The 21651-nt window shown below is 70.9% G+C and carries 14 protein-coding genes; 9 read left to right on the forward strand and 5 right to left on the reverse strand.

Annotated features, from left to right (window positions below):
• Positions 1-103: 103 nt before the first annotated feature.
• Positions 104-1429: a trypsin-like serine protease gene (locus tag WMF36_RS33115; RefSeq protein ID WP_437574775.1), complete on the forward strand. Its 1326-nt coding sequence runs from the start codon at positions 104-106 to the stop codon at positions 1427-1429.
• A 58-nt stretch (positions 1430-1487) separates the two neighbouring features.
• Here WMF36_RS33115 and WMF36_RS33120 read toward each other — a convergent pair whose 3' ends face one another.
• Complete coding sequence (locus WMF36_RS33120; protein ID WP_437574776.1) at positions 1488-3743, reverse strand: prolyl oligopeptidase family serine peptidase; 2256 nt, start codon at positions 3741-3743, stop codon at positions 1488-1490.
• Between the two features lie 453 nt (positions 3744-4196).
• On the opposite strand from WMF36_RS33120, the gene WMF36_RS33125 reads away from it, so the two are divergent.
• Complete coding sequence (locus WMF36_RS33125; RefSeq protein ID WP_437574777.1) at positions 4197-4454, forward strand: hypothetical protein; 258 nt, start codon at positions 4197-4199, stop codon at positions 4452-4454.
• A gap of 20 nt (positions 4455-4474) precedes the next feature.
• On the opposite strand, the gene WMF36_RS33130 is transcribed toward WMF36_RS33125, so the two are convergent.
• The gene (locus tag WMF36_RS33130) at positions 4475-5383 is read right to left on the reverse strand and encodes a LysR family transcriptional regulator (protein WP_437574778.1); all 909 of its coding nucleotides are present in this window, start codon (positions 5381-5383) and stop codon (positions 4475-4477) included.
• 113 nt (positions 5384-5496) lie between these two features.
• Between WMF36_RS33130 and WMF36_RS33135 the strand changes: the two genes are divergently transcribed.
• From WMF36_RS33135 to WMF36_RS33150, 4 genes are all read left to right on the forward strand, one after another.
• Entirely contained in the window at positions 5497-6351 is an 855-nt protein-coding gene (locus WMF36_RS33135) for an inositol monophosphatase family protein (protein ID WP_437574779.1), read from the forward strand.
• A 28-nt stretch (positions 6352-6379) separates the two neighbouring features.
• Positions 6380-7018, forward strand: coding sequence for an NADPH-dependent F420 reductase (locus WMF36_RS33140; protein ID WP_437574780.1), 639 nt, complete (start codon positions 6380-6382; stop codon positions 7016-7018).
• Between the two features lie 124 nt (positions 7019-7142).
• A complete protein-coding gene (locus WMF36_RS33145) occupies positions 7143-9560 on the forward strand; it encodes a TonB-dependent receptor domain-containing protein (RefSeq protein ID WP_437574781.1) in 2418 nt (805 codons plus the stop codon).
• 15 nt (positions 9561-9575) lie between these two features.
• Positions 9576-10457, forward strand: a complete 882-nt coding sequence (locus WMF36_RS33150) for a hypothetical protein (RefSeq protein ID WP_437574782.1) — start codon at positions 9576-9578, stop codon at positions 10455-10457.
• 76 nt (positions 10458-10533) lie between these two features.
• Here WMF36_RS33150 and WMF36_RS33155 read toward each other — a convergent pair whose 3' ends face one another.
• Positions 10534-14559 carry a chemotaxis protein CheB gene (locus WMF36_RS33155; protein ID WP_437574783.1) on the reverse strand — a complete coding sequence of 1342 codons (4026 nt, stop codon included), beginning with the start codon at positions 14557-14559 and terminating at the stop codon, positions 10534-10536.
• Between the two features lie 346 nt (positions 14560-14905).
• On the opposite strand from WMF36_RS33155, the gene WMF36_RS33160 reads away from it, so the two are divergent.
• Together WMF36_RS33160 and WMF36_RS33165 are read left to right on the forward strand one after the other, a co-directional pair.
• Entirely contained in the window at positions 14906-17077 is a 2172-nt protein-coding gene (locus WMF36_RS33160) for a hypothetical protein (RefSeq protein ID WP_437574784.1), read from the forward strand.
• The gene (locus WMF36_RS33165) at positions 17074-19863 is read left to right on the forward strand and encodes a hypothetical protein (RefSeq protein ID WP_437574785.1); all 2790 of its coding nucleotides are present in this window, start codon (positions 17074-17076) and stop codon (positions 19861-19863) included. Before WMF36_RS33160 ends, WMF36_RS33165 begins: the two co-directional genes overlap by 4 nt.
• A gap of 34 nt (positions 19864-19897) precedes the next feature.
• Here WMF36_RS33165 and WMF36_RS33170 read toward each other — a convergent pair whose 3' ends face one another.
• Positions 19898-20404, reverse strand: a complete 507-nt coding sequence (locus tag WMF36_RS33170) for a DUF1993 domain-containing protein (RefSeq protein ID WP_437574786.1) — start codon at positions 20402-20404, stop codon at positions 19898-19900.
• A gap of 607 nt (positions 20405-21011) precedes the next feature.
• Entirely contained in the window at positions 21012-21188 is a 177-nt protein-coding gene (locus tag WMF36_RS33175) for a hypothetical protein (RefSeq protein WP_437574787.1), read from the reverse strand.
• Between WMF36_RS33175 and WMF36_RS33180 the strand changes: the two genes are divergently transcribed.
• Positions 21178-21546 (forward strand): hypothetical protein, encoded by a 369-nt coding sequence (locus WMF36_RS33180; protein ID WP_437574789.1) that lies wholly within the window; start codon positions 21178-21180, stop codon positions 21544-21546. The two genes, WMF36_RS33175 and WMF36_RS33180, sit on opposite strands and share 11 nt — an antisense overlap.
• Positions 21547-21651: the final 105 nt, after the last annotated feature.

A 21651-nucleotide genomic window follows, 5' to 3' on the forward strand; every position in this document is an offset into this window, starting at 1 on the left:
TCGCGGCGCAAGGCGGGCGACGAAGCGCGGGGTATCGGGATCCTCGGAGCGACAGGAGAAGCAACCCGTGCGCGCACCTGTATATGCTTTGCTCTCATTGTGCTTGGTCGCCTGCAGCGTGGAGGGTTACGGCGAGACCTCCGAGGAGATCGCCGCGACGGACGACGCGCTGATCGGGGGGCAGCCGGCCCTCGAATCGCAGTATGCGTCGACGGTCGCCGGCCCGGGGTGCACCGTGGCGAAGGTCGGGCCACGGCACTTCCTGACCGCCGCTCACTGCGTGGATGACGAGTTCACGGCCACCGTGCACCCGGCCTACGGGCCGGGCAGCTCCTACTCGGTCACCGCCGACAACACGCCCCCGCTCTCGCCCTACGTCAACCTGACGATCCAGCAGACGTACCTCCACCCGGAGTGGATCGAGGACTGCGCCGCCGCGCTGTCGGGGGGAGCGACCGATTGCGCGGTCAACGTCCTGAACCCGGGGCACACGCCCGACCTCGCGCTCGTCGTCGTCAACGAGCTCTCGCCGACGATCCCGGCGGCCGTGGTGGACGGGGCGCCGGTCGCGGTGGGAGATCCCGTCGTGGCGACCGGCTACGGCTGCGAGGACCCGAGCGGCTCGGGCGGCGGCCTCTTCAAGCTCCAGAACCTCAGCGCGTCGCCTTCCTCGATCCTGAATCACCCCGGCTCCTACGTCTCCGGCCCCGCCATCAACGACGTCGCGGCGGCGTACGTGCTCACGCCGGGCTACGCCAGCAGCACGAGCTACGCCAGCCTGTGCCCCGGCGACTCGGGCGGCCCGCTCTACCGCCAGAGCTCGACCGATCTCGTGGTCGTGGGCGTCAACGCCTATTACACGTTCCCGTCCGGCTGGAGCGGCCCGGCTCCCTCGCAGACCAACTGGCACACGCGGCTCGACACCGGGGCGCGCTACCCGGTGACGTCGTGGCTCCAGGCCCTCGGGGTGAGCGTGATCAACGGCGGCACCGCGCCGACCTGCACCGACGGCGTGCAGAACGGCACCGAGAGCGACGTGGACTGCGGCGGCACGTGCACGGCCGACTGCGCGAACGGCGATTCGTGCAACACCGGCGCGGACTGCACAAGCCAGAACTGCGTGGCCGGGATCTGCCAGCCCAGCACCGGGACGGCGCCGTGCAGCAACCTGTGCACGAGCCCCACCGTGTTCACGGGCCCGGGCTACAGCTCGGGCAACCTCGGCACCGGCGCGCGCTGCTTCGAGACCACGGCGAACCTGAGCGGCATCAACTGCGGTAACTTCATCAACGGGCGCTCGCTCGCGATCAACGGCGCGGCCGTGACCTGCAACGGCGGCAACCTCACGCCGCCCGCCGAGCGGAACGGCGGCTACTGCTTCCAGGCCGCCGCCGGCGACCCGGCGTGGGCCTACTTCACCACCTGGTGAGGCGAGCCGCGTCCTGACCGGTCCGCGGCCGCCCCCCCCAGCGGCCGCGGACGCTCGGTCACCGGAGCGCCGCCTTCTCCTTCGCCGGCGGCGCCTCGAGCCCGAGCTGCTTGAAGAGGAACGCGAACACGTCGGCTTGCTCCTCGATCTCCTCCGCGAGCGGCGTCCCGATCCCGTGGCCCGTCGAGCCGCTCGCCCTGAGCAGGATGGGCGCCGAGCTCGACGTGGCCGCCTGCATCCGCGCCGCCATCTTCCGCGAATGGAACGGGTCCACCCGCGCGTCGTTCGCGCCCGTCAGGAGCAGCGTGGCGGGGTATGCGGTCCCGTCCTTGACGTGGTGGTACGGCGAGTAGGCGTGGAGCGCCTTGAAATGCTCCGGGTCCTTCACCGTGCCGAACTCGGTGACGTTGAACGCCCCGTTCGGCGTGAGCTCCACCCGGAGCATGTCGTAGATGCCGACGTGCGAGACCACCGCCTTGACCCTCTCCGGGTGCTGCGTGAGCTGCGCGCCCATCAGCAGGCCGCCGTTCGAGCCGCCGAGGATCGCGAGCCGGTCCGGGCTCGTCATGCGCCGGTCGACGAGGTGCTTCGCGCACGCCGCGAAGTCGTCGAAGACGTTCTGCTTCTTCGTCAGGTTGCCCCCGCGGTGCCACGCCTCGCCGAACTCGCCGCCGCCCCGCAGGTTGGCGACCGCGAACACCCCTCCCTGGTCGAACCACAGCCGCCAGATCGGGTTGAACCCGGGAGCGACGCTGAGCCCGTAACCCCCGTATCCGGTGAGCAGCGCCGGCGCGGTCCCGTCGAGGACCGTGTCCTTGCGGCGCAGGATGCTGATGGGCACCTGGGTCCCGTCCTTCGACGCGCACGCCTCGCGGGTGACCTCCACGTCGGCATAGGAGACGGGGGCGGTCATCGCGAGCGGCGTCTTCGTCACCTTGCCGTCCCTGGCCGAGTACGCGAACCAGGCCGCCGGCTCGGTGTAGCTGACCCCGCGGAAGAGCATGTCGTCGCCGGTCGCGCGCACGAGCTGCCGCACCGACGAGACCGGCGGGATCGGCACGGTCCCGAGCGCCTTGCCCTTCAGATCGAAGACGCGGACCTGGGACGGGCCGCCGAGCAGATCCCGGACGTAGAGCCGCCCCCTCGTGGGCAAGAAGCCCTGGATCACCGCCTCGCTCTCGGGCACCACGAGCTCCGCCTTCGCGAGATCCAGCTTGCCCGGCGCGAGGCGCACCACCTTGCCGCGCGGCGCGTCCTTGCGCGACAGGAGGTAGAGCCGGTCGTCGGCGCCGAACCCGGCGTGGATGATCTTGTCGGGCAGGTCGGCGAAGCGGGTCCATTGGCCCGAGGCGTCGAGGAGGTAGTGCCAGTACTCGCCTCCATCGCCGTTCTGCACGCTGGCGAGCACGAGCCTGCCGCTCTCGCTCGTCGTGAGCTCCACCTCGGCGATGCGGGGGAATTCCTTGCCGAGCGAGTACTTGTCTTCCTTCTCCGGCGCGCCGAGCTTGTGGAAGTAGATCTGCTGGAAGAAGCCCATGTCCTCCTGCGGGCGCTCGCCGGGGCGCGGGTGGCGGGTGAAGTAGAACCCCTTGCCGTCACCGCTCCAGGCGACGCTGCCGCCCGCCGTGCCGCTGCTCGCGTAAGGGATGGTGTCGCCCGTCTCCTTGCCTGTCGCGACGTCGTAGACGCGCACGGTGCCGTTCTCGGTGCCGCCCTCGGACAGGGAGACAGCGACCTTCTTGCCGTCGCGCGACGGGACGAACCAGTCGATGGTCGTGTGCCCTTTCGGGTCGACGACCTCCGGGTCGACGAGGATCCGCTCGGAGGCGGGCTCGCTCGCCGACCTCAGGACCACGAGGAACGGCTGCTGCTTCGGCGGCTGGTCCTTGAGCGCGAAGAGCTGCCCGCCGGCGTCGTCGAGCGCGTAGTAGTTCGCGGAGGTCGCCGACAGGATCTCCTGCACGCGCGCCCGGACGGCGCTGCGCGCGGGCAGCGCGTCGAGGTAGCCGCGCGAGAGCCGGTTCTGCTCCGCGATCCAGCGCTGGACCTCGGGAGAGCTCGCGTCCTCGAGCCACTGGTAGTCGTCGACGACCTTTGTGCCATGGTACTCGCTCGTGACCGGCCGCTTCGCGGTCTGCGGGTACGGAAGGCGAGCTCCCCCTGCCGGGAGCGCGGCAGGCGCAGCGAGCGGCGGCGGGGCCGCGGCGGTGGGGGCCGCGGCCGGCTCGTCCGGCGGCCTCGGCGCAGGCGCGCTGCACGCCGCGAGCAGCGGCAGCGCCAGGGTGATGGCGGGGATCGTGCGCAGGCGGTTCATGCCGTCGAAGCTAGCCGCGGCCACGGCCGCCGCGAACGAGAATCGGTCCAGCGGGCGGGCGCCTCGCGGTCCTGCAACGGTGCAAGGCCGCCCTCGCAGGATCGAAACCGCAGGTCGATGTCCGAGACAAAAACGCGGGGAAATCCGCAGGGGTGGACCTGGTACGGACGATGCTTAGCCCCCGGCCAGCACCGCCGGCGGCCTCCGCTTCCCCCGAGGCGCCCGGCGGCGCTGCTATTTTGTCTCCCGATCTCGGGAGCTCGTCCCCTCGCCCCTCCTCGTCTCCTCGTGGTTGCGGGCGCGGCGAGGGGTGCGGCCAGGATCGCGCGAGTTGCTGGAGCGGGTCTGGGCCGGCCGCGCGGGCGCCGGCGTCACGGCGTCAATGGCAGAGGTCGCCCAGGCGCCGCGGGCAGCGCGCGGGGGCGCGGCGCTCTTCGTGCTAGCGTGCGCCGCATGACGACCTACGAGAAAGAAGGAGCGACCCTGACCGCAGACGTCGAGGTCCGCGAGGTCGATGACGGCGTCCTGAAGGATCTCGAGTCGAAGTACGCCGACGTTGCCTGCCCGATGCACGGCGGGCCGCCGACCTTCGAGCTCGCCACCGACGGGTCGGTGGTCGAGCGCTTCTGCTGTCCGGCCCTGCTCTCGATCGTCCGCGAGCTCCAGGTCGCCGCGGGCGAGCGGCCCCCGCCGGCGGATGAGGGCGAGTAGAAAGAGCCTGTGCTCCTGAGCTACCTCTCTCCACGGCAGATGGCCTGAAGGATCTCGCGCGTGTGTCCGCGCAGCCATGCGTGTGCCTTGTCGCTCTCGTAGCGCTGGTGCCACAGCTGGACGATCCGGAGCTCCGGCACATCGAGCGGCAGCGGGAGGGCGCTGAGGCCCACCGTCCGCAGGGTCGGGCCGCAGACGCGCGCCGGCAGCACGACGACGAGATCGCTCTCCTGAACGAAATGGATGGCGGCCGCGCTCGTGGGCGCTGCCGCGACGACCCGCCGCCGCAGCCCCAGGGCCTCGAGCGCGTCGTCGATGGGATCGCGCAGGCGACCGCGGCGTGACACGATGACGTGGAGCGCCTGGGCATAGCGCCTGGCGGTGAGCCGGCCGCGCGCGAGCGGGTGGTCCCGGCGAACGGCGACGACGAGGCAGTCCTGGCCGACCAGCTCCCCGCGGATCTCGGGGAGGGCGGGCTCCGCCGCGCCGATCTCGAGATCGACGCGCCCGTGACGCAGGTCGTCCGTATCTCCCGTGGGCTCGCCCAGGAGCCGGAGCTGCACATGAGGGGCCTGCTCCTGCACCGCGCGCAGCAGCCGCGTACCGAGCGCCGCCGTGAGGGCGTCGTGGCAGCGGACGGTGAAGGTGCGGTCGAGCTTCTGGAGGTCGAGCTCCCGCTCGGGCGCGAACACCGCATGCGCCCGCTGGACGATCGCCTGAACCTCCTGCCGCAAGGCCAGCGCGCGCGGCGTCAGCGCCATCGTTCGCCCGGTGCGCACCAGGATCGGGTCCCCCGTGGCGTCCCTGATGCGCCCCAGCGTCCGGCTCATCGCGGGCTGGGAGAGGTGCAGGCGGGCCGCGGCAGCGCTGACGCTCCTCTCCTCGATCAGCGCGTCCAGGGCCGTCAACAGGTTCAGATCCACATGCATGGCGGTAATCCTTTGAATACCAACTATGCATTGGACGACATACGTCGTCCAGCGTTTACTCCTGCGAGCGAGGGCTCGCGAGGACGCGCGAGCCGCTCGACTCAGGAGGATTCATGTCGACACATTCCGAGCCGATGACCGACCGCGCGACGCGGCGGGACCGAAGCGCGGGCCACGAGGAGGACGATTCCCTGCTGCCCGCGGTCGTCGCGGCGCTCTCCGCGGCAGGCGAGCGGCTCGTCGGCCGCTTCTCGACAGAGCCTCGCCTCGGGAGCCGCGAGGACGTCCTCGCCGCGCTCCGCGAAAGCGATGCGGTCTCGCTCGACGCGATCCGCGAGCCGCTCTCGCGCGCTCGCCCGGGTGCCGGGTGGGTGGAGGACGAGCTCGCGTGCGGGCCGCTCCCGGAAGGGGAGTGGTGGGTCACCGACACCGTCGAGGGGAACATCAACCACGTTCACGGGATGACGGACTGGTGCGTCACGGCGACCCTCGTCCGCGACAACGAGCCGGTGCTGACGGTGGTGCACCTGCCCCTGAGCGGCGAGACGTACACCGCCCGGAAGGGCGCAGGCGCAACCCTGGGCACCAGGAGACTTCGCGTGTCGGCGAAGACGGCGCTCGACGCTGCCTACGTCGGGACCGGCCAGGCGAGGCCGGGCGAGGACGAGGAGACGTACCGGCGGATCGGCCAGTCCGTCACCGCGATGCTCGGGAGCGCGCTCGTGCTGCGCGTGTCGGTCCCGGCCACCCTCCTGCTCGTCCAGGTCGCGGCAGGCCGGATGGACGTCTTCTGGCAGTACAGCCAGATCCGCTCCGGGCTCGTCGCGGGCGCGCTGCTCGTCGCCGAGGCCGGAGGCGCGGTCACCGACACACGCGGGGACCGCTGGAGCTTGACCAGCGAGGACTTCCTGGCTGCAGCGCCGCGGCTTCACGCCGGCGCGGTCGCCGTCCTGTCAACCGTTCGCTGAAAGAGGGGGTCTGAACATGGAGCGCGTCTTGAAAAATATCGGAATCCTCGGCTCGGGCCGGGTCGCCACGGTCCTGGCAAACAAGCTTGCAGGCGCCGGGCACGCCATCACGATCGGCACGAGGGACCCCGCGCGAGCAGCAGACCGATGGCCGGGTGCGCGCGTCGAGCTCAGGGATCCGGCGGAGACCGCGCGCCGGGCCGCGGTCGTCGTCAACGCGACGCCCGGAGAGACGAGCGTCGAGCGGCTCGGCGCCCTCCGTGATGAGCTGAAGGGGAAGATCTTGATCGACGTCTCCAATGCGACGGTGCGTGGCCAGGACGGCCTGCCCGGCAGCCTGCTCTACCCGAACGGCAGCGTCGCCGAGCGCCTGCAGGGAGCGCTGCCGGAGACGGCCGTGGTCAAGACGCTGAACACCATGCTGTTCACCGTCATGGCGGATCCCACGAGCCTCCGCGTCCGCCCGACCGCGTTCCTGTCCGGCAACGACGAGGGCGCGAAGGCGGTCGTCGGAAGGCTGCTCGGCGACCTGGGGTGGCCGGCTGACTGGATCGAAGATCTCGGAGACATCGCGACCGCTCGCGGGCCCGAGGCGGTCGTCTTGCTCGTCGCCTCCGTGCTGAGAAAGCGAGGGCTCGCTCCGTTCGCCCTCGCGCTCGCCCGGTGAACGTCACGAGGAGCGGCGGCGATCGGCGCACCTGAGCGCATGCCGCCTGCGCGGCAGGGCCGAGCGCGAGAATTCGTCAGCCGTCTCTAAAGGACCCGGGGGATGACGCGGAATAGGGTCATCGATGAGGCGACGCACCCCGGGGGCACATGAGCTGCGGATCATGGATCGCACGCCGGTCGTGGACCAGGAGAGCGCTCCTGGGCTGCGGACGCAGCTCGGCAGTCCCCTCGCCTCTCGAAAGAAGCTCAGGGCGCGCTCGCTGCTGCCCTGGCTCCTGGGGATGGCGGGATGCCTGCTGCCCGCGCTCGCCGGAGCCCAGCCGGCCGCCGGGCCCGAGACGTCGGTCGAGCCGACGGCGAAGGCGTCCCAGGCGGCGAGCTCCGTGGTTCCCCCGCGCCTCCTGTTCACTCCCGAGCCACCGTATCCGCCGGGAGCGACGGGCGACGCCTCGGTCGTCCTCATCGTGACCGTCGATACCCAGGGGACCGCTCGCGAGGCAGCGCCGATCGAGCAGGACGAGCCGTTCTCCAGCGCCGCCGTCCGGGCCGCCCTCGCCTCTCGCTTCGAGCCGGCGACACGGAACGGCGTCGCCGTGGCGGCGAAGATCCGGATGCAGGTCGACTTCACGGCGCCTCGCGAGGTCACCGCGCCGCCCCTCGATGGGGCGCCCACCCCGCCCGCGAGCGCCGCGCCACGTCACGACCGTCCGGCGGACGGTCCGGCCGGCGCGGCGCCGATCGACGTCGTCGTTCGCGGCGAGCAGCTTCCGCCCGCCACCCGGTCCATCGCGCGCGCCGAGGTCAGGCAGCTGCCGGGCGCCTTCGGGGACCCCTTCCGCGCCGTCGAGGTCCTGCCCGGCGTGACCCCCGTCGTCTCCGGGCTCCCGTACTTCTATGTCCGCGGGGCGCCGCCGGCGAACGTCGGATATTACCTCGACGGGATACGCGTCCCGATCCTCTATCACTTCGCGGCCGGACCGTCGGTCGTCCATCCGGCGCTCGTCGACCGCGTCGACCTCCACTCCGGAGGCTACCCCGCCCGGTACGGGCGCTACGCCGGCGCCATCGTGGCGGCCGAGACCACAGACCCGCGCCCCGAGCTTCACGGCGAGGGGAACATCCGGCTGTTCGACGCAGGCGCGATGGTGGAGGCGCCGTTCGCGGGCGGGCGCGGGACCGTCCTGCTCGGCGGCCGGTACTCGTATACGGCGGCGCTCGTCTCGCTGATCGCGCCGGGCGGGGTGATCGACTACCGCGACTACCAGGCTCGCCTGACCTACGACGTCACTCCGGACGATCGCCTCACCGTCCTCAGCTTCGGATCGTACGATCTCCTCGGGGAGGAGGACGACGACGGGCTCGCCGTCCTGTTCGGCGTCGAGTTCTATCGCCTCGACCTCAGGTACCGGCATCGGTTCCCGGGCGGCGAGCTGCGGCTCGCCGTCCTCCTCGGGCTCGATCGGACCGCGCTGGACGGCAATCGCACCGCGCGAGATCGCATGTTCGCGACCCGGGCGGACGCCATCTATCGAGTCCATCCCGACGCCGAGGTCCGCCTGGGCGTGGACGAGTCCATGGACTCGTACGTCACCGACATCGTCGGTTATACGATCAGCCGCGGAGGCGCCAAACGGCTCGAGCAGGAGTACGGCTCGCGTGACGACACGGCGCTGGGAGCCTACGCCGACCTCGTGCTCAAGCTCACGCCCCGGATGGAGCTGACCGCCGGCTTGCGCGCCGACCTGTTCGTCTCCGGCGGCGCGACGGCCGTCGGGGTGGATGGCCGGCTCGCGTCCCGGCTCGACGTGACGAAGGGCCTGCGTCTGGTGAACGCGTTCGGCATCGCGCATCAGCCACCATCGAGCGTGATCCCGCTCCCCGGGGTCCAGGTGGCGGGCCTCCGCGGTGGGCTCCAGAAGAGCGCTCAGGGGAGCGCTGGCATCGAGGCGGATCTCCCCGAGGGAGTCACCGCCGGCGCGACCGCATTCTACAGCGCGTATCTCGACATGACGGACGCGCTCGGCGCCGTGGCGCACGAATGGGACGATGACTACGATGACCTCGCGAACGTGCCCCGGAGCCTCGGATCGAGCTACGGGGTCGAGCTCTACGCGCGGCGACGCCTCACCCGGCAGCTCGGCGGATTCGCCTCGTACACGCTCTCGCGCTCGACACAGGCCGTCGGACGCGCGCGGTCTCCCGCCCCGTTCGACCGGACCCACGTCGCCAACGCCGCGCTGACCTACCAGATCGACCGGCACTGGCGCGCCGGAGCGAGGTTTCTGTTCTACACGGGCACCCCGGGCGCCCCGCTCCGCGCGGCGGACGCCGGCGGCCCGGGCGAAAGAGCGAAGATCGACCGCGATCCGCCCTTCTATCGGCTCGACGCGCGCGTCGAGAGGCGCTGGTCCATCGGCAAGCGCGGCTGGATCTCGGCCGTCCTGGAAGGGCTGAATGTAACTGCGAACAAGGAGGTGATCGGTGGAGAGCCAATCGGTCCTGTCACGATTCCGAGCATCGGTGTGGAAGGCGGGTTCTGAGCTCCGGAGGGACCGATGAGATCTCGCGCTTCGTGGATCGCGATCGCCGCGCTCTCTGCCCTGGGAGCTTGCCTGCCGAGCGAGACCAGGCCCGAGCCCGGCGAGGTCGTCTACACGCTCTCGGGCGCGGCAGACCTCCTCGGCGGGGTGCAGAGCTCGGACGGCTGGAGCATCGAGTTCTCGAGGTTCCTGCTCGCGGCGGACGGCGTGTTCACCTACGAGTCATCCGAATGCGCCGTGGTGGGCCTGGCGTACACGCCCACGCTCGTCGACGTCCGGGTGCCGGGGAAGCACGAGGTCAACAGGGTCCTCGCCACCGGCGAGTGCGGCTTCTCCTACTATATCGGGCCCCTGCATCGCGAGCACCACGACGACCTCGAGGTGAAGGAGTGGTTGGGTCCTGGCGTGACCGACAAGGATCTGACCCTCCTCGAGTCGCTGTCGGCCGGCCTGTACGTGGAAGGCAAGGCGACGAAGGCGGCGGTGACCAAGGTGTTCCGGTGGAGCTTTGTCTCCCAGGATTTCTGCCATCCAGGGTTCGATGAGGGCGCTGGCGAGGGCTCGGGCGCCACGTTTCGTGTGGGCTCCGGCGCGACCGAGCGGGTCGACCTCGCGATCCGCGGCGACCATCTCTTCTTCGACCGGCTGGACGAGGCGGCGGCCGAGGTTCGATTCGACCCCATCGCCGGGGCGGACACCGATCCGGCCTATGGAAACGCCGACGGCGAGGTGACCCAGGGAGAGCTGCTGCGCGTGCCGCTCTCGGCCATCGAGCGGGCTGACGGCGCTTACTTCGCCGAAGGGCCGATCGACCTCGCCACGTGGATAACCATGCGCATGGCCCGCGTGGCTCACCTCGGCGGTACGGAGGTCTGCTCGTCCTCCGATCTGGAGTAGGTCGGCTGAGGTACCCCTCGCCCCGGGTTCCGCGATCGTGCGCCGCTCAGGATCGTGGATCTCCGGTGCGAGCGCGTCAGGCGCGGCTCTCGTCAATCATGGGCTCGCCGTCGGCGAGCAGCCGCTTGAGCGTGGCGAGATCGACGGGCTTCACGAGATGCTCGTTGAACCCGGCTCCGCGCGCCCTCTCGCGGTCGCCCTGCTGCCCGTAGCCGGTGAGCGCGATCAGATAGACGTCCTTGTGCTGGGGCTTCTCGCGCACGCGGCGCGCGAACTCGAGGCCGTCGATCCCGGGCAGCCCGATGTCCACGATGGCGATGTGCGGGAGCACCTCGTCCATGAGCTCGATCCCCGAGATCCCGTGGTCCGCCGAATGGCACTCGAACCCGGCGCGTTTCAGGAGCGCGCAGAGCGCCTCGCGGCTGTCGGCGTTGTCCTCCACGACGACGAGCCGCGATCCCCTGGGGAACTTCTTGAGGTGCGAGCCGCGCATCGCCTCCTTCTCGGACGTCCGCTCGGTGATCGGCAGCTGCACCTCGAACTCGCTGCCTTTGCCCTCCCCGTCGCTCCGCGCGCTCACGGTGCCGCCGTGCTTCTCGACGAGGCCCCGGACGAGCGTGAGCCCCACGCCGAGCCCTCCTGCCGACCGGTCCAGGGTGCGGCTCGATTGCACGAAGAGCTCGAACACGGTGTCGAGCATGTCCTTCGGGATCCCGACGCCATCGTCCTTCACACGGACCACGGCGTGTCCGTCCACGCGCCTGGCCTCCAGGGTGACATGACCGCCCCGCGAGGTGTACTTTGCAGCGTTGTTCAGCAGGTTCACGTGAACCTGCTGGAGCCGCGCGGGGTCGCCCTCGACCCAGATCGGCTCGGGATCGACCACCGCCGAGAAATCGACGCCGCGCGTGTCCATGAGGTTCTTCACCGCGTCGGCGGCGTCCTTCACCACGGAGCCGAGGTCGAGCACGCGCTTTCGAAGCTCGATCTTGTTCTGCGTGACGCGGCTCGCCTCCAGCAGATCGTCGAGCAGGCGCGCCATCTGCGCGGACTGACGCTCGAGGATCTGGAAGACCTTCTCGTCGAGCCCGGACGCGCCGTTCGACGCGGCGCAGTCTTCCTTGAGCAGCGCCGTGGCGTGGACGATCGCGCCGAGGGGGTTGCGGAGCTCGTGCGACAGCATGGCGAGGAACTCGTCGCGCCTTCGTACGGCGTCCTTGATCTGCTCCTCCGACCGCTTCTGCGCGGTGACGCTCCTGAAGATCCCGATGATGCCCACGATGCGGTGCGCGGCATCGATGAGCGGGAGCCGCGTGACGAGGTCCCACTCCACGCCGCCATCCTGCCGCACGCGCTTCTCCAGCTTGTAATGCTGCGCCTCGCCGGACCGCAGCACCACCTCGTCCTGCTGGTGAACGGCCAGCGCCGTCTGGTGCCCCGGCAGCTCGAAGCCGGTCTTGCCCGCGGCCTCGCGCGGATCCGAGAGGCCGAGGCGCTCGGCCATGGCGTGGTTCGTGCGAATGAACCGGCCGCGCGCGTCCTTGAAGTAGATCGCGTCGGGCACGCTGCCGAGCAGGCTATTCAGGAGATAGCGCTCGTGGAAGAGCGCGTCCTCCGCCGCTTTCAGGCCGCTCACGTCGATGAGCGTGAGCACGACCCCCGCGACGGTGCCCTTGGCGCGGTAGGGGAGGATGCGGAGGAAGAACGAGCGATTGTGCCGATCGCGCAGCTCGCGCTCCACGCGCTCCCCCGTCGCGAGCACGCGCCTGAGATCCTCGGTGAGCTCCGGGTGGTCGACCGCATACGTGAACGTCTCGATCGGCCTGCCGACGTCCTGCAAGAGCAGGTTGAAGCTCTCCGCGATCTGCGGCGTGAATTTCCGGATCTTGAGCTCCTTGTCGAGGAAGATGGTGCCGATGTCCGTGCTCGACAGGAGGTTCTCCATGTCGTTTCCGAGCTCGGTGAGATCGGCGATCTTCCGCTGGTACTCCGCGTTCACCGAGTAGAGCTCCTCGTTGACGCTCTGGAGCTCCTCGTTCGTGCTCTGCAGCTCCTCGTTGGAGGCGAGGAGCTCCTCGTTCGCCGCCTGCAGCTCCTCGTTGCTCGCCTCGAGCTGCTCGGTCGTCGCCTGCAAGGTCTGCTTCGTGTAGCCGAGCTCCGCCTCGAGCGCGCCGAGCTGCTCGCGCGAGACGTCGTCCAGGTCGATCTCCTTCTCCGGCATCGCCGCCCGCCGCGGCGCCCCGTCGATCGCGTCGAAGGTGATCAGGACGTGGGGCAAGGTGCCTCGTCGGCTCTCGACCCGGCGCATCGTGATCTTGTAGACGCCGCCCTCCGCTTGCACCCCCTTGAACACGATCGCCGTGCGCTCCTTGATGACGCGCTGCAGGCCCCCCGTCAGCACCATCTTGAGGTCGCAATCCAGCATCTCGAAGGCGTCGAGCCCCTGTCTGCCATCCTTGACCTTCAGGAACCGGCTCGCGCCGCCGAACGCCTGGACGAGCTCGCCGGCGTCGTTGACGAGGAGGCTCGGAGGCATGAACTCGTCGAGCAGCGCGTCGTAGGTCCCGAGCAAGTGCGACACCGGGTGGCGCGCGACGGGCGCGTTGATCCCCGAGCGCGGGGCGCTCTGGCCCTTCGGCGACGCCGGCTGAAAGCGGGGCTCGACCTGCATCCGCCGGTCGCTGTACTTCCGGTAGATCCGCCACTGCTTGTCGACGATCTCGAAGTCGTGCGCGAGGTGCCCCGGGGTCTCGCTGGGCCCGAGGAGGACCACGCCCCCGCGGTTCAGCGCAAAGTGAAAGAGGCTCAGGACCTTCTGCTGCGCCGCCGGCTGAAGATAGATGAGCATGTTACGGCAGCTGATGAAGTCGACGCGCGTGAACGGCGCGTCCTTGATCACGTTGTGGTGCGCGAAGACGACCGCCTGGCGCAGATCGGGGACAATCTGGTAGGTGCGCCCGCGCCGGATGAAGTGCCGGTCGAGGCGCGCGGGCGAGACGTTCACCACCGCCTCTTCCTCGTAGAGCCCGCGCGTCGCGATCTCGAGCGATCCGTGGTGCACGTCGGTCGCGAAGATCTTGAACGGGCGGTGGCCGCTCCGGGACGTGAGCTCGTGGAGGAGGATGGCGAGCGAATAGACCTCTTCGCCCGTCGCGCAGCCGGCGACCCACACGCGGAACGGCGCGTCGCGCGGCCCCGCGCGCAGGAGCTCGGGGAGCACCTCCTGCTCGAGGCGGTCGAACGCCTCCTCGTTCCGGAAGAAGCGCGTCACGCCGATGAGGAGGTCACGGTAGAGCACGTCGAGCTCGCTCGACTCGCTCTTCAGGCGCTTGACGTACTGTTCGATATCGTCCGTATGCGCGAGCTGGATTCGTCGCTCGATGCGCCGGGTGACCGTGCTCGGTTTGTAGTGCGTGAAGTCGATGCCGAACTGCTCCTCGAGCATCGTGTAGACCGCGCTCATCCCCTGATCGGCGCCGGCCGCGCTTCGCTCCGGCCGGCGCCCCTCGGACCTCACGTGCTCGAGGAGGACGCGCGGCATGTCCTGGGGAGGCAGGACGCAGTCGGCCACGCCGGCGTCACGCGCGGTCTTCGGCATCCCATCGAACTGCGCGCTGTCGACGTCCTGCACGACGACCAGCCCGCCCGCCTCGTGGACCGCGCGGATCCCCCGTGAGCCATCGCTCCCACCCCCGGAGAGGACCACGGCGATCGCCCGCGGGCCGCAGTCCTGCGCGAGGGATCGAAAGAACACGTCGATGGGCAGCGTGAGCTCCTGGTCGCGATCCCTCTCGCTGAGGAGGAGGCGGTCGCCGGAGATGATCATCTCCTTCTTCGGCGGGATCAGATAGATGTGGTCGGGCTCGACAAGCATGCCGTTCTCGACGAGGTGAATGGGCAGCTCGGTGCGGCGCCCGAGGATCTCGTCCATCAGGCTCTTGAAGTCCGGCGACAGGTGCTGGACCACGACGAAGGCCATCCCGCTCTCCTTCGGGATGTTGTCGAAGAAGTGCTCGAGCGCCTCGAGCCCCCCCGCCGAAGCGCCGATCCCCACCACGTAAGGCGCCACGGCGGGTCGGGCTGCGCGGGGTCTTGTCGTCATGGGGTCGCGCACATCGCGTTCGGTCGACATAGCCGGCCTCAACGGCAGCAAGCATGCCCAGGCTGTGACCGCTCGCAAATGCCTTCACCGGGGCCAAATCCTCGGAATTTGGGCGATCCGTGGGCGTCCGAGGTGTGACAAAATGTCACGCTGTGCGCCACCTGTGGTGGTCTTGCGGAATCGATGTCCAACACGAGCGAGGAAGTGACGGCCGCGCGCCACGTCACGCCGCCGGGCGGGCACCTCGCAGCTCCGCCGGACCTCCAGGAACAGCGCCCGTCGCGAGCGTTGACACGGCGAGCGTTGACACGGCGAGCGCGCGCCGCGAGCATCGTGCGCTCCAGCCATGCGTCGACCTTCCCTCTCTGTGTGTCTCGTGGTGGTGTCGGCGCTCGCATACGGCGGCCCCGGCTGCGGTGATGACCAGCTCTGCGCCCCGGGCGCGCGCTCCGTGTGCTTCCTCCCCGACGGGGCGCTCGGCGCGCAGCAATGCAACGAGGAGGGCACCGCGTTCGGCGCCTGCGGCAGCGCGCCGGGGGGGCTCGGGAGCGGGTGCGGCCACCTGAGCGAGGCCTGCTGTCCCTCGCTCCCGGCCGAGCTCCGGGCGAGCTGCGACGCGGCGGCGGCGGCGGCGAACGACGCCGCGTGCGACGACTATGCCGGCAGCGCCAGCGCGGCCGGGTTCTGCGGCGGCGGCGGCGCCGCGCCGGACGGCGTCCCCTACGGCCCGGGCTGCGCCGGCCTGCTGAACGACTGCTGTGCGTCGTTGCCCGCGCAGCTCGGGTCCGCCTGTCACGCCACCGGATTCCGCGGCAATGAGGGGCTCTGCCACAGCTTCCTCGAGCGGGACGCCCAGGCGAGCGGCTTCTGCGAGGGGGCCGATCACGCGGCCGAGAGCTGCAGCTACCTCGCCGACCGGTGCTGCCCCTCGCTCCCCGGAGGTCCGCGCGAGCGCTGCGAGGACCTCGCCGCCGAGGCGGACACGGACCTCTGCCTGGACTACCTGAGCGGCGCCTCGGACGCGGGCCGCTGCCCCACGCTCGGCGGCGGCGAGCCGCCCTCGGCGGCCGCGTGCGACGCGCTGCTCGAGACCTGCTGCGGCACGCTCGAGCCCACGCTCGCCCACGAGTGCGATCTGAGCGCGCTCTCCGGGAGCCGCGCGCGCTGCGAGGCGTTCGAGGGCGCCGCCCGGGCCGCCGGCCTGTGCCTTGGCGACGGCGGCGGCGGCGCGGGCGGCGGCTGCGGCGACACGTCGAGCGACGTGGACAACTGCGGCTTCTGCGGGAACGTGTGCGGCGACCAGCACGCCGTCCCCTCCTGCGCGGCCGGGGCCTGCTCGCTCGCCTGCGACCTCGGCTTCGGCGACTGCGATCGCGACGCCGCGACCGGCTGCGAGGTCGATTTCGAGAGCGACGCCGGCAACTGCGGCGGCTGCGGCGAGGCCTGCAGCGACAGGAACGCCTCGGCCGCCTGCGAGGCGGGCGCGTGCGTGGTCGCGTGCGATGCGGGCTTCGCCGACTGCGACGGCGCGCCCTCGACGGGCTGCGAGGTCGAGCTCGCCTCCGACCCGTTCAATTGCGGCGCCTGCGGCAACAGCTGCGCCGGCGGCGCCTGCGAGGACGGGACGTGCGGCCCCGGCGCGCTCCAGCTCGCCTCGGGCCTCGCGGTCCCCTCCGCGCTCGCGGTCGACGCCGCGTCCGTTTACGTCGTCGGCTTCCAGCCCGCCGGCGGCATCGCCGTCCGCGTCGACAAGGCGTCCGGCGCGACGACCTGCCTCGCCACCGGCGCGGCGCCGGGCGCCTCGGCGTGCGGGAGCGAGCGCTTCGAGGGCATCGCCCTGACGGGCGCCGGCGCGTTCGTCACCGGCTCCACCGGCGTGCTCCGGTTCCCGCCCTCCGGCGCCGCGGCCACGGTCACCGCGAGCGTGCCCGACCCGTGGGCCGTCGTCAGCGACGGCGCCGCGGTCTGGTTCACGTCGCTCTCCCAGGGCGGCCTGTACCGCGCCGAGGCGCTCTTCGCCGGGCAGGTCGCCGCCGAGATCAGCGGCGCCGCCGGCGATGTGGGCGGCGCGCTCGCCGCCGACGCCGATCACCTCTACTGGACCTGGTCGGACGGCACCGTCATGAAGCTCCGCAAGGACGGCTCCGAGCCGCGTCAGATCGCGTCGGCGCAGGATTTCGAGCGCACCAACCTGACGCCGCAGTACCTCGCGGTCGACGCCGCGCACCTCTTCTGGAGCACGCCGAGCGGCTATCTCTTCCGGCTCGACAAGGACGGCGCCGGGCTCGTGGCGCTCGCCGACGGACAGCCCGGTCCGGCGGGGATCGCGGTGGATCCGGAGGGCGGCGGGGCCCTCTACTGGGTCAACCGCGTCGGCTCGGTGCGCAAGGTGCCCAAGGCGGGCGGCGACGTGGACACGCTCGCCGTGGGGCAGGTCGGCGCGATCGCGATCGCCGTGGACGAGGCGTTCGTCTACTGGGCGACCCAGGCGGGCGACCTGCGGAGGATCGCCAAATGAGCCCCGTTCATCGACCCGGCCGCCGCTCGCTCGCGCGTCTGTGCGGCGCGGCCGCCCTCCTGCTCGTGGGCGGAGGGCTGCTCGGCGTGGGCTGCAGTCAGGAGCCGCCGGCGGGCGCCCTCGCGCCGCCGCCGCTCGGGCCGCAGGCCGACAGCGACGCGTGCGAGTGCGCCGCGGGCTTCTATTACAACAACGAGCCGATCCCGCCCGAGGAGACCCGCTGCGACGCCTTCGCGTGCGGGCGCGACCTCATCGCCTATCAGTGCCTCGACGGCGACACCGCCGCCGACACGTGGCGGAGCTATCCCGAGAACCGGTGCGGCGAGCTCGCGTGTACGGCCAACGGGACGTTCTGCGGCGAGGACGTGGTCAACGGCGAGCCGGCCGCGCTCTACGAGTGCCCCGGCGCGGGGCAGATCCCGCTCTCGTGGCGCATCTGCCCGGGCGGCTGCGAGGACGGCGCCTGCACCGGCGCGGCGAGCGGCGAGTGCCCGTGCCCGATCCCGCCCATCCCGGGGGGCGATCGCATCCCGCTCCGCTGCGGGATGACCCTCTGCTTTCCCACGGGCGTCGGCGACGCCGGCGTGAGGCAGGTGTGCTCGGCCGAGGGCTGGCGCAGCCTCGGGCTCTCGTGCAATCAGCCGCGAGGCGCCTGCCCGGCGTGCCGCGGCGTGCAGGACAGCTCCGGCCGCGAGGTCACGACCACGGCCTGCGGCGAGGAGGTGTGCGGCCTCGGCGTCGGGAACCGCAGCCGCTGGGTGTGCGGGGAGGAAGGCTGGATCGACCTCAACCTCCCCTGCGATCCCGGCAAGTCGACGGGAGAGGCGAGCGCGGAGCTCGGCCGGTGTCCGGTGGAGTTCCGCGACAACGATGGCCAGTGGAAGGGCGTCGAGCCGGGCCAGACCTTCTGCGGAGATCAGGTGTTCGGCGGCCGCGCCAACAAGGACCTCGCCATCAACTCGGGCGAGCAGGACCTCCGCATCCGTGGCCGGGCGGATCATCTCTACTCCTGCCCGGGCCCCGGCGCGCGCCCCGTGCCCTACCGCAGCTGCGGCGCGGGGAACGGGAGCGGCGCGTGCATGCCCGTGCGGGAGATCCCGCCCGTGCGCTACCATGAAGTGACGGGCTACCAGTCCGCCGCGAACGCGCCGAAGCTCCGTGACTGGGACCGCTGCGACGAGTCGTGCCCGCCGGTGAGCAACCCGTGCCCACCGGGGGACGCGTCGTGCAAGCCGGTGCGCGACCTCAAGTACTTCCACATCCCCGGTGGGAACAACGGGTACAACGATTGCCAGCATCTCTTCTGCGGCCAGCACGAGATCACCGGCCGCGTCGGAACCCTCTATCGCTGCGCCTACGAGTTCGGTGCCTCGTACACCTGCCCGCCCTCGGCGGGGGACACGGCGGCGGTCGTGGGACGCCCCGTCCCGTACGAGGAGTGCCCGAGCGGCTGCGGGCTCAGGGATGTCGGGAGCAACAGCGACCGGTGCGACGGGCAGTCGGAGCAGCAGCCGTTCGGCATGCCGGATCCCACGCCCACTCCGAGCATCACGTCGGAGTGCGATCCGACCGTCGACTACCAGGGGAACCCGGTGCCCGCGCGCTCGCTCCGCCTGGGCTCGCAGATCTGCGGCCCGGGCGGGCAGGTGCTCGCGTGCGACGAGCGCCGGCTGAACCGCCCTGACGGCTGGCGCGCCACGGCGATCTCCTGCGGCACTTCCTGCGGCGTCTGCAGCCCCGACCCGTACGGCGCGCAGACCCCCGTCTGCGAGTACTTCGCCAGCGCGGAGGGCCTCACGTGCGATGACGCGAGCTTCGGGCAGAGCTGGGATCCATGCTTGAACGGCAACCGGAACGTCAGAGAGAACGACCCGGCGTACTGCGGGCACAACCTCGCCGGCCGCGCCGCCGGCGACCCCAACATGCTGTATTTCTGCAAGGCGTACTGCACGCGCATCGAGGGCGGGAAGACCGTCGTGGAGCCGTGCGACGGCACCGAGGGCGATGGCCAGGGCGGGCGCTCATGGACGCGCGAATACCGCTTCGAGCGCTCGGTGTACTGCGCGTTCGGCTGCCAGAAGAACGACCCGGAGAGCGACGAATGCAAGCGGCCCGGGGGCGGGAAGCGGATGGCTCCCCTCCGTGACAGCCGCGTGATCCGGGGGTTCGGCGTCGTGGCCGAGGACTACGGCGGCCGCCACCTCGGCGAGGATCTCGTCATCTCGGGCGGCACGGCGGGCGCGGAGGTGCATCCCGTGGCCAACGGCAGGCTCCTCTGGAAGGGCATCAACAGGTCGCAGTACCTCGGTGTGGCGCTCGTGGAGCACCCGCCCAAGGCCGAGACCGGAGAGCGCTACTGCTCCTTCTATGGCCACCTCGACGTCGACGGGCTGGGGCTGGACCTCGTGGCGCTACAGGAAGTGACGACCGACGACGTGCTCGGGAAGGTGGTGCGCTGGAACGATATCCCTCGCCTGCACAACCTCAACTTCGCCGACAAGTGGGTGGAGTGCCCGACGTCCTCGAAGGATTTCGACTGTGATCTCGTCGTCGGGCCGCGGGACAACTCGCACCTGCACTACGCGGTGCTCTCCGACGAGCAGTGCAAGCTCTTCACCGGCAGCGTGGGCACGCCGTACGGTTACGACGAGTGCAAGACGCCCGACAAGGACGCCGTCGCCCTCACCGCGATGACGGCGGCAGACGACTGCACGGCGCCGATGTCGGGGGCGACGACGGAGGGGTACATCTCGCCAACGTGGTTCCTCGAAGCGCCGCCCCAGTGAGCGGCGCTCTCCTCAGCGGGCGACCGCCGCTCCCTCAGGGCTTGCCGAGGAAGTCCATCTTGCCGATATCGAGCCCGTTGTGTCGCAAGATCGCGTAGGCGGTCGTCACGTGGAAATAGAGGTTGGGCAGGGCGAAGTGCAGCAGATAGACCTGGCCCTTGAACTTCAGCGGCTGATCGCGCGTGGGGATCGTGATGTCGCGGTCCTCGGAGCCGTCGAGCTGCTCGGGCCGCAGGCTGTTCAGGAACTCGATCGTCTTGGCGATGCGGGCCTGCAGCTCGTCGAAGCTGGCCTCGTTGTCCTCGTACTTCGGCACGTCGACGGCCGCCAGCCGCGCCCCACAGCCCTTGATCGTGTCGCTGGCGATCTGCACCTGGCGCGTGAGCGAGAGCATGTCCGGGGCGAGGCGCGCGTCGAGCAGGACGCGCGGCTCGATCTTCTTCGCCTCGGCGTACGCGGCGGCCTTCTTGAGGATCGCGGACAGGTTGCCGAACGTCCTCACGAACACGGGAATCGAAGCCTGATACATCGAGATCGCCATCTTTATCTCCTTGCTATCACACGGTGCGGAAAGCGCGGCCCCCGGGGACGTCACGGGGAGCGCGGTGCGGGAGCACCGCCGGCGGGGACGCGCGCAGGCGCCAACCTTGTGGTCGCCCCGCGGCCTAGGCAAGCGCTCCGCCGCACAGAAATCACCTGTGCCCTCCCGGGCGCTCCGGCGCCGCCCTCGTCCGCCGGAAACCACGTACTCCGGCGCCGAGAGCGCGCCCCGCAGGCGCTCCGCCGCGGGGAAAACCTGTGAAGTAATGTAAAACGTCTTGACGAACCAGGGTTCCGGCCTTCTTGCAGACCCAGGTTCGGGCGAGCACAGCCGCGCGTTGGTTCCACATGTCGTGAAAGGATCCTTGTCGGTAGAAACCAGGCCACGCCGCTCGCCCTGTCGCCTGCGCGCGCTCTCCGCCGTGGCCCTCGGTCCTGCGGAGTGGAGCCGCTCGAGGATCAGCGATCCTTGGACGGCGCCGAGGCGGCCTTGAACGGCGCTGTCGACGGGCGACGCGGGCAGCGGCGTCGAGCGCTCCCGAGGAGCGCGCGGCGGTGCTCCTCGACGGCCGCGCCGGCGGTGCGCTATACGAGATGGTCATGCGGAATCATCTTGTTATCTGCTTGATCTCGGCGGCGTTCGCGGCCGCGTGCGGCTCCACGACGACCGATCCCGATCCGACCGGGAGCGGCGGGTCGACCGCCAGCTCGACGAGCGCCAGCTCGACGAGCGCCAGCTCGGCCACCGGGACGTCGTGCGTGCCCGGCTCGACGATGCCGTGCACCTGCCACGCCGTCAGCGGGCCGGGCGTCGCGACGTGCCTCCCCGACGGCAGCGCCTACGGGGCGTGCATGGGCGAGGACGGCAGCGACTGCACCTGTCCCCCGGGGCGCGGCGACGGCTGCTGTATGGGCGACGGCCTCTGCTGCGCGTGCGTGCAAGGCTGCGATCCGGGCACGGATCCGCAGCAGGATCCCGAGACGGACGCGCTCATCGACTGCGTGTGCGCGGCGGGCGTGTGCGCGGACGAGTGCGAGGTGGAGTGCGCCGGCGGGGGCATCACGGCGAACTGCGCGCCCTGCGTGCAGCAGGCGGGGATGGACGCGTGCAAGGTGCAGTACGAGGCCTGCGGCGGGACGTGAGCCCCGCGGCGCGGCGCTCGGGGGGGCGCCGCGCCCGCATGGCGTTCAGTTCGATGCTCTCCAGTCCATCCTCGCTCTCGACGAGGCGCGCGGCAGGTCGTGTAT

It is taken from the genome of Sorangium sp. So ce887, assembly GCF_051521455.1.
Lineage (GTDB): Bacteria > Myxococcota_A > Polyangia > Polyangiales > Polyangiaceae > Sorangium.

Bases quoted from the DNA above. Each gene is read 5' to 3' on its own strand.
- WMF36_RS33120 (WP_437574776.1), bottom strand. From the start codon at position 3,743: ATGAACCGCCTGCGCACGATCCCCGCCATCACCCTGGCGCTGCCGCTG.
- WMF36_RS33125 (WP_437574777.1), top strand. From the start codon at position 4,197: ATGACGACCTACGAGAAAGAAGGAGCGACCCTGACCGCAGACGTCGAG.
- WMF36_RS33130 (WP_437574778.1), bottom strand. From the start codon at position 5,383: ATGCATGTGGATCTGAACCTGTTGACGGCCCTGGACGCGCTGATCGAG.
- WMF36_RS33135 (WP_437574779.1), top strand. From the start codon at position 5,497: ATGTCGACACATTCCGAGCCGATGACCGACCGCGCGACGCGGCGGGAC.
- WMF36_RS33145 (WP_437574781.1), top strand. From the start codon at position 7,143: ATGAGGCGACGCACCCCGGGGGCACATGAGCTGCGGATCATGGATCGC.
- WMF36_RS33150 (WP_437574782.1), top strand. From the start codon at position 9,576: ATGAGATCTCGCGCTTCGTGGATCGCGATCGCCGCGCTCTCTGCCCTG.
- WMF36_RS33155 (WP_437574783.1), bottom strand. From the start codon at position 14,559: ATGACGACAAGACCCCGCGCAGCCCGACCCGCCGTGGCGCCTTACGTG.
- WMF36_RS33160 (WP_437574784.1), top strand. From the start codon at position 14,906: ATGCGTCGACCTTCCCTCTCTGTGTGTCTCGTGGTGGTGTCGGCGCTC.
- WMF36_RS33165 (WP_437574785.1), top strand. From the start codon at position 17,074: ATGAGCCCCGTTCATCGACCCGGCCGCCGCTCGCTCGCGCGTCTGTGC.
- WMF36_RS33170 (WP_437574786.1), bottom strand. From the start codon at position 20,404: ATGGCGATCTCGATGTATCAGGCTTCGATTCCCGTGTTCGTGAGGACG.
- WMF36_RS33180 (WP_437574789.1), top strand. From the start codon at position 21,178: ATGCCGTGCACCTGCCACGCCGTCAGCGGGCCGGGCGTCGCGACGTGC.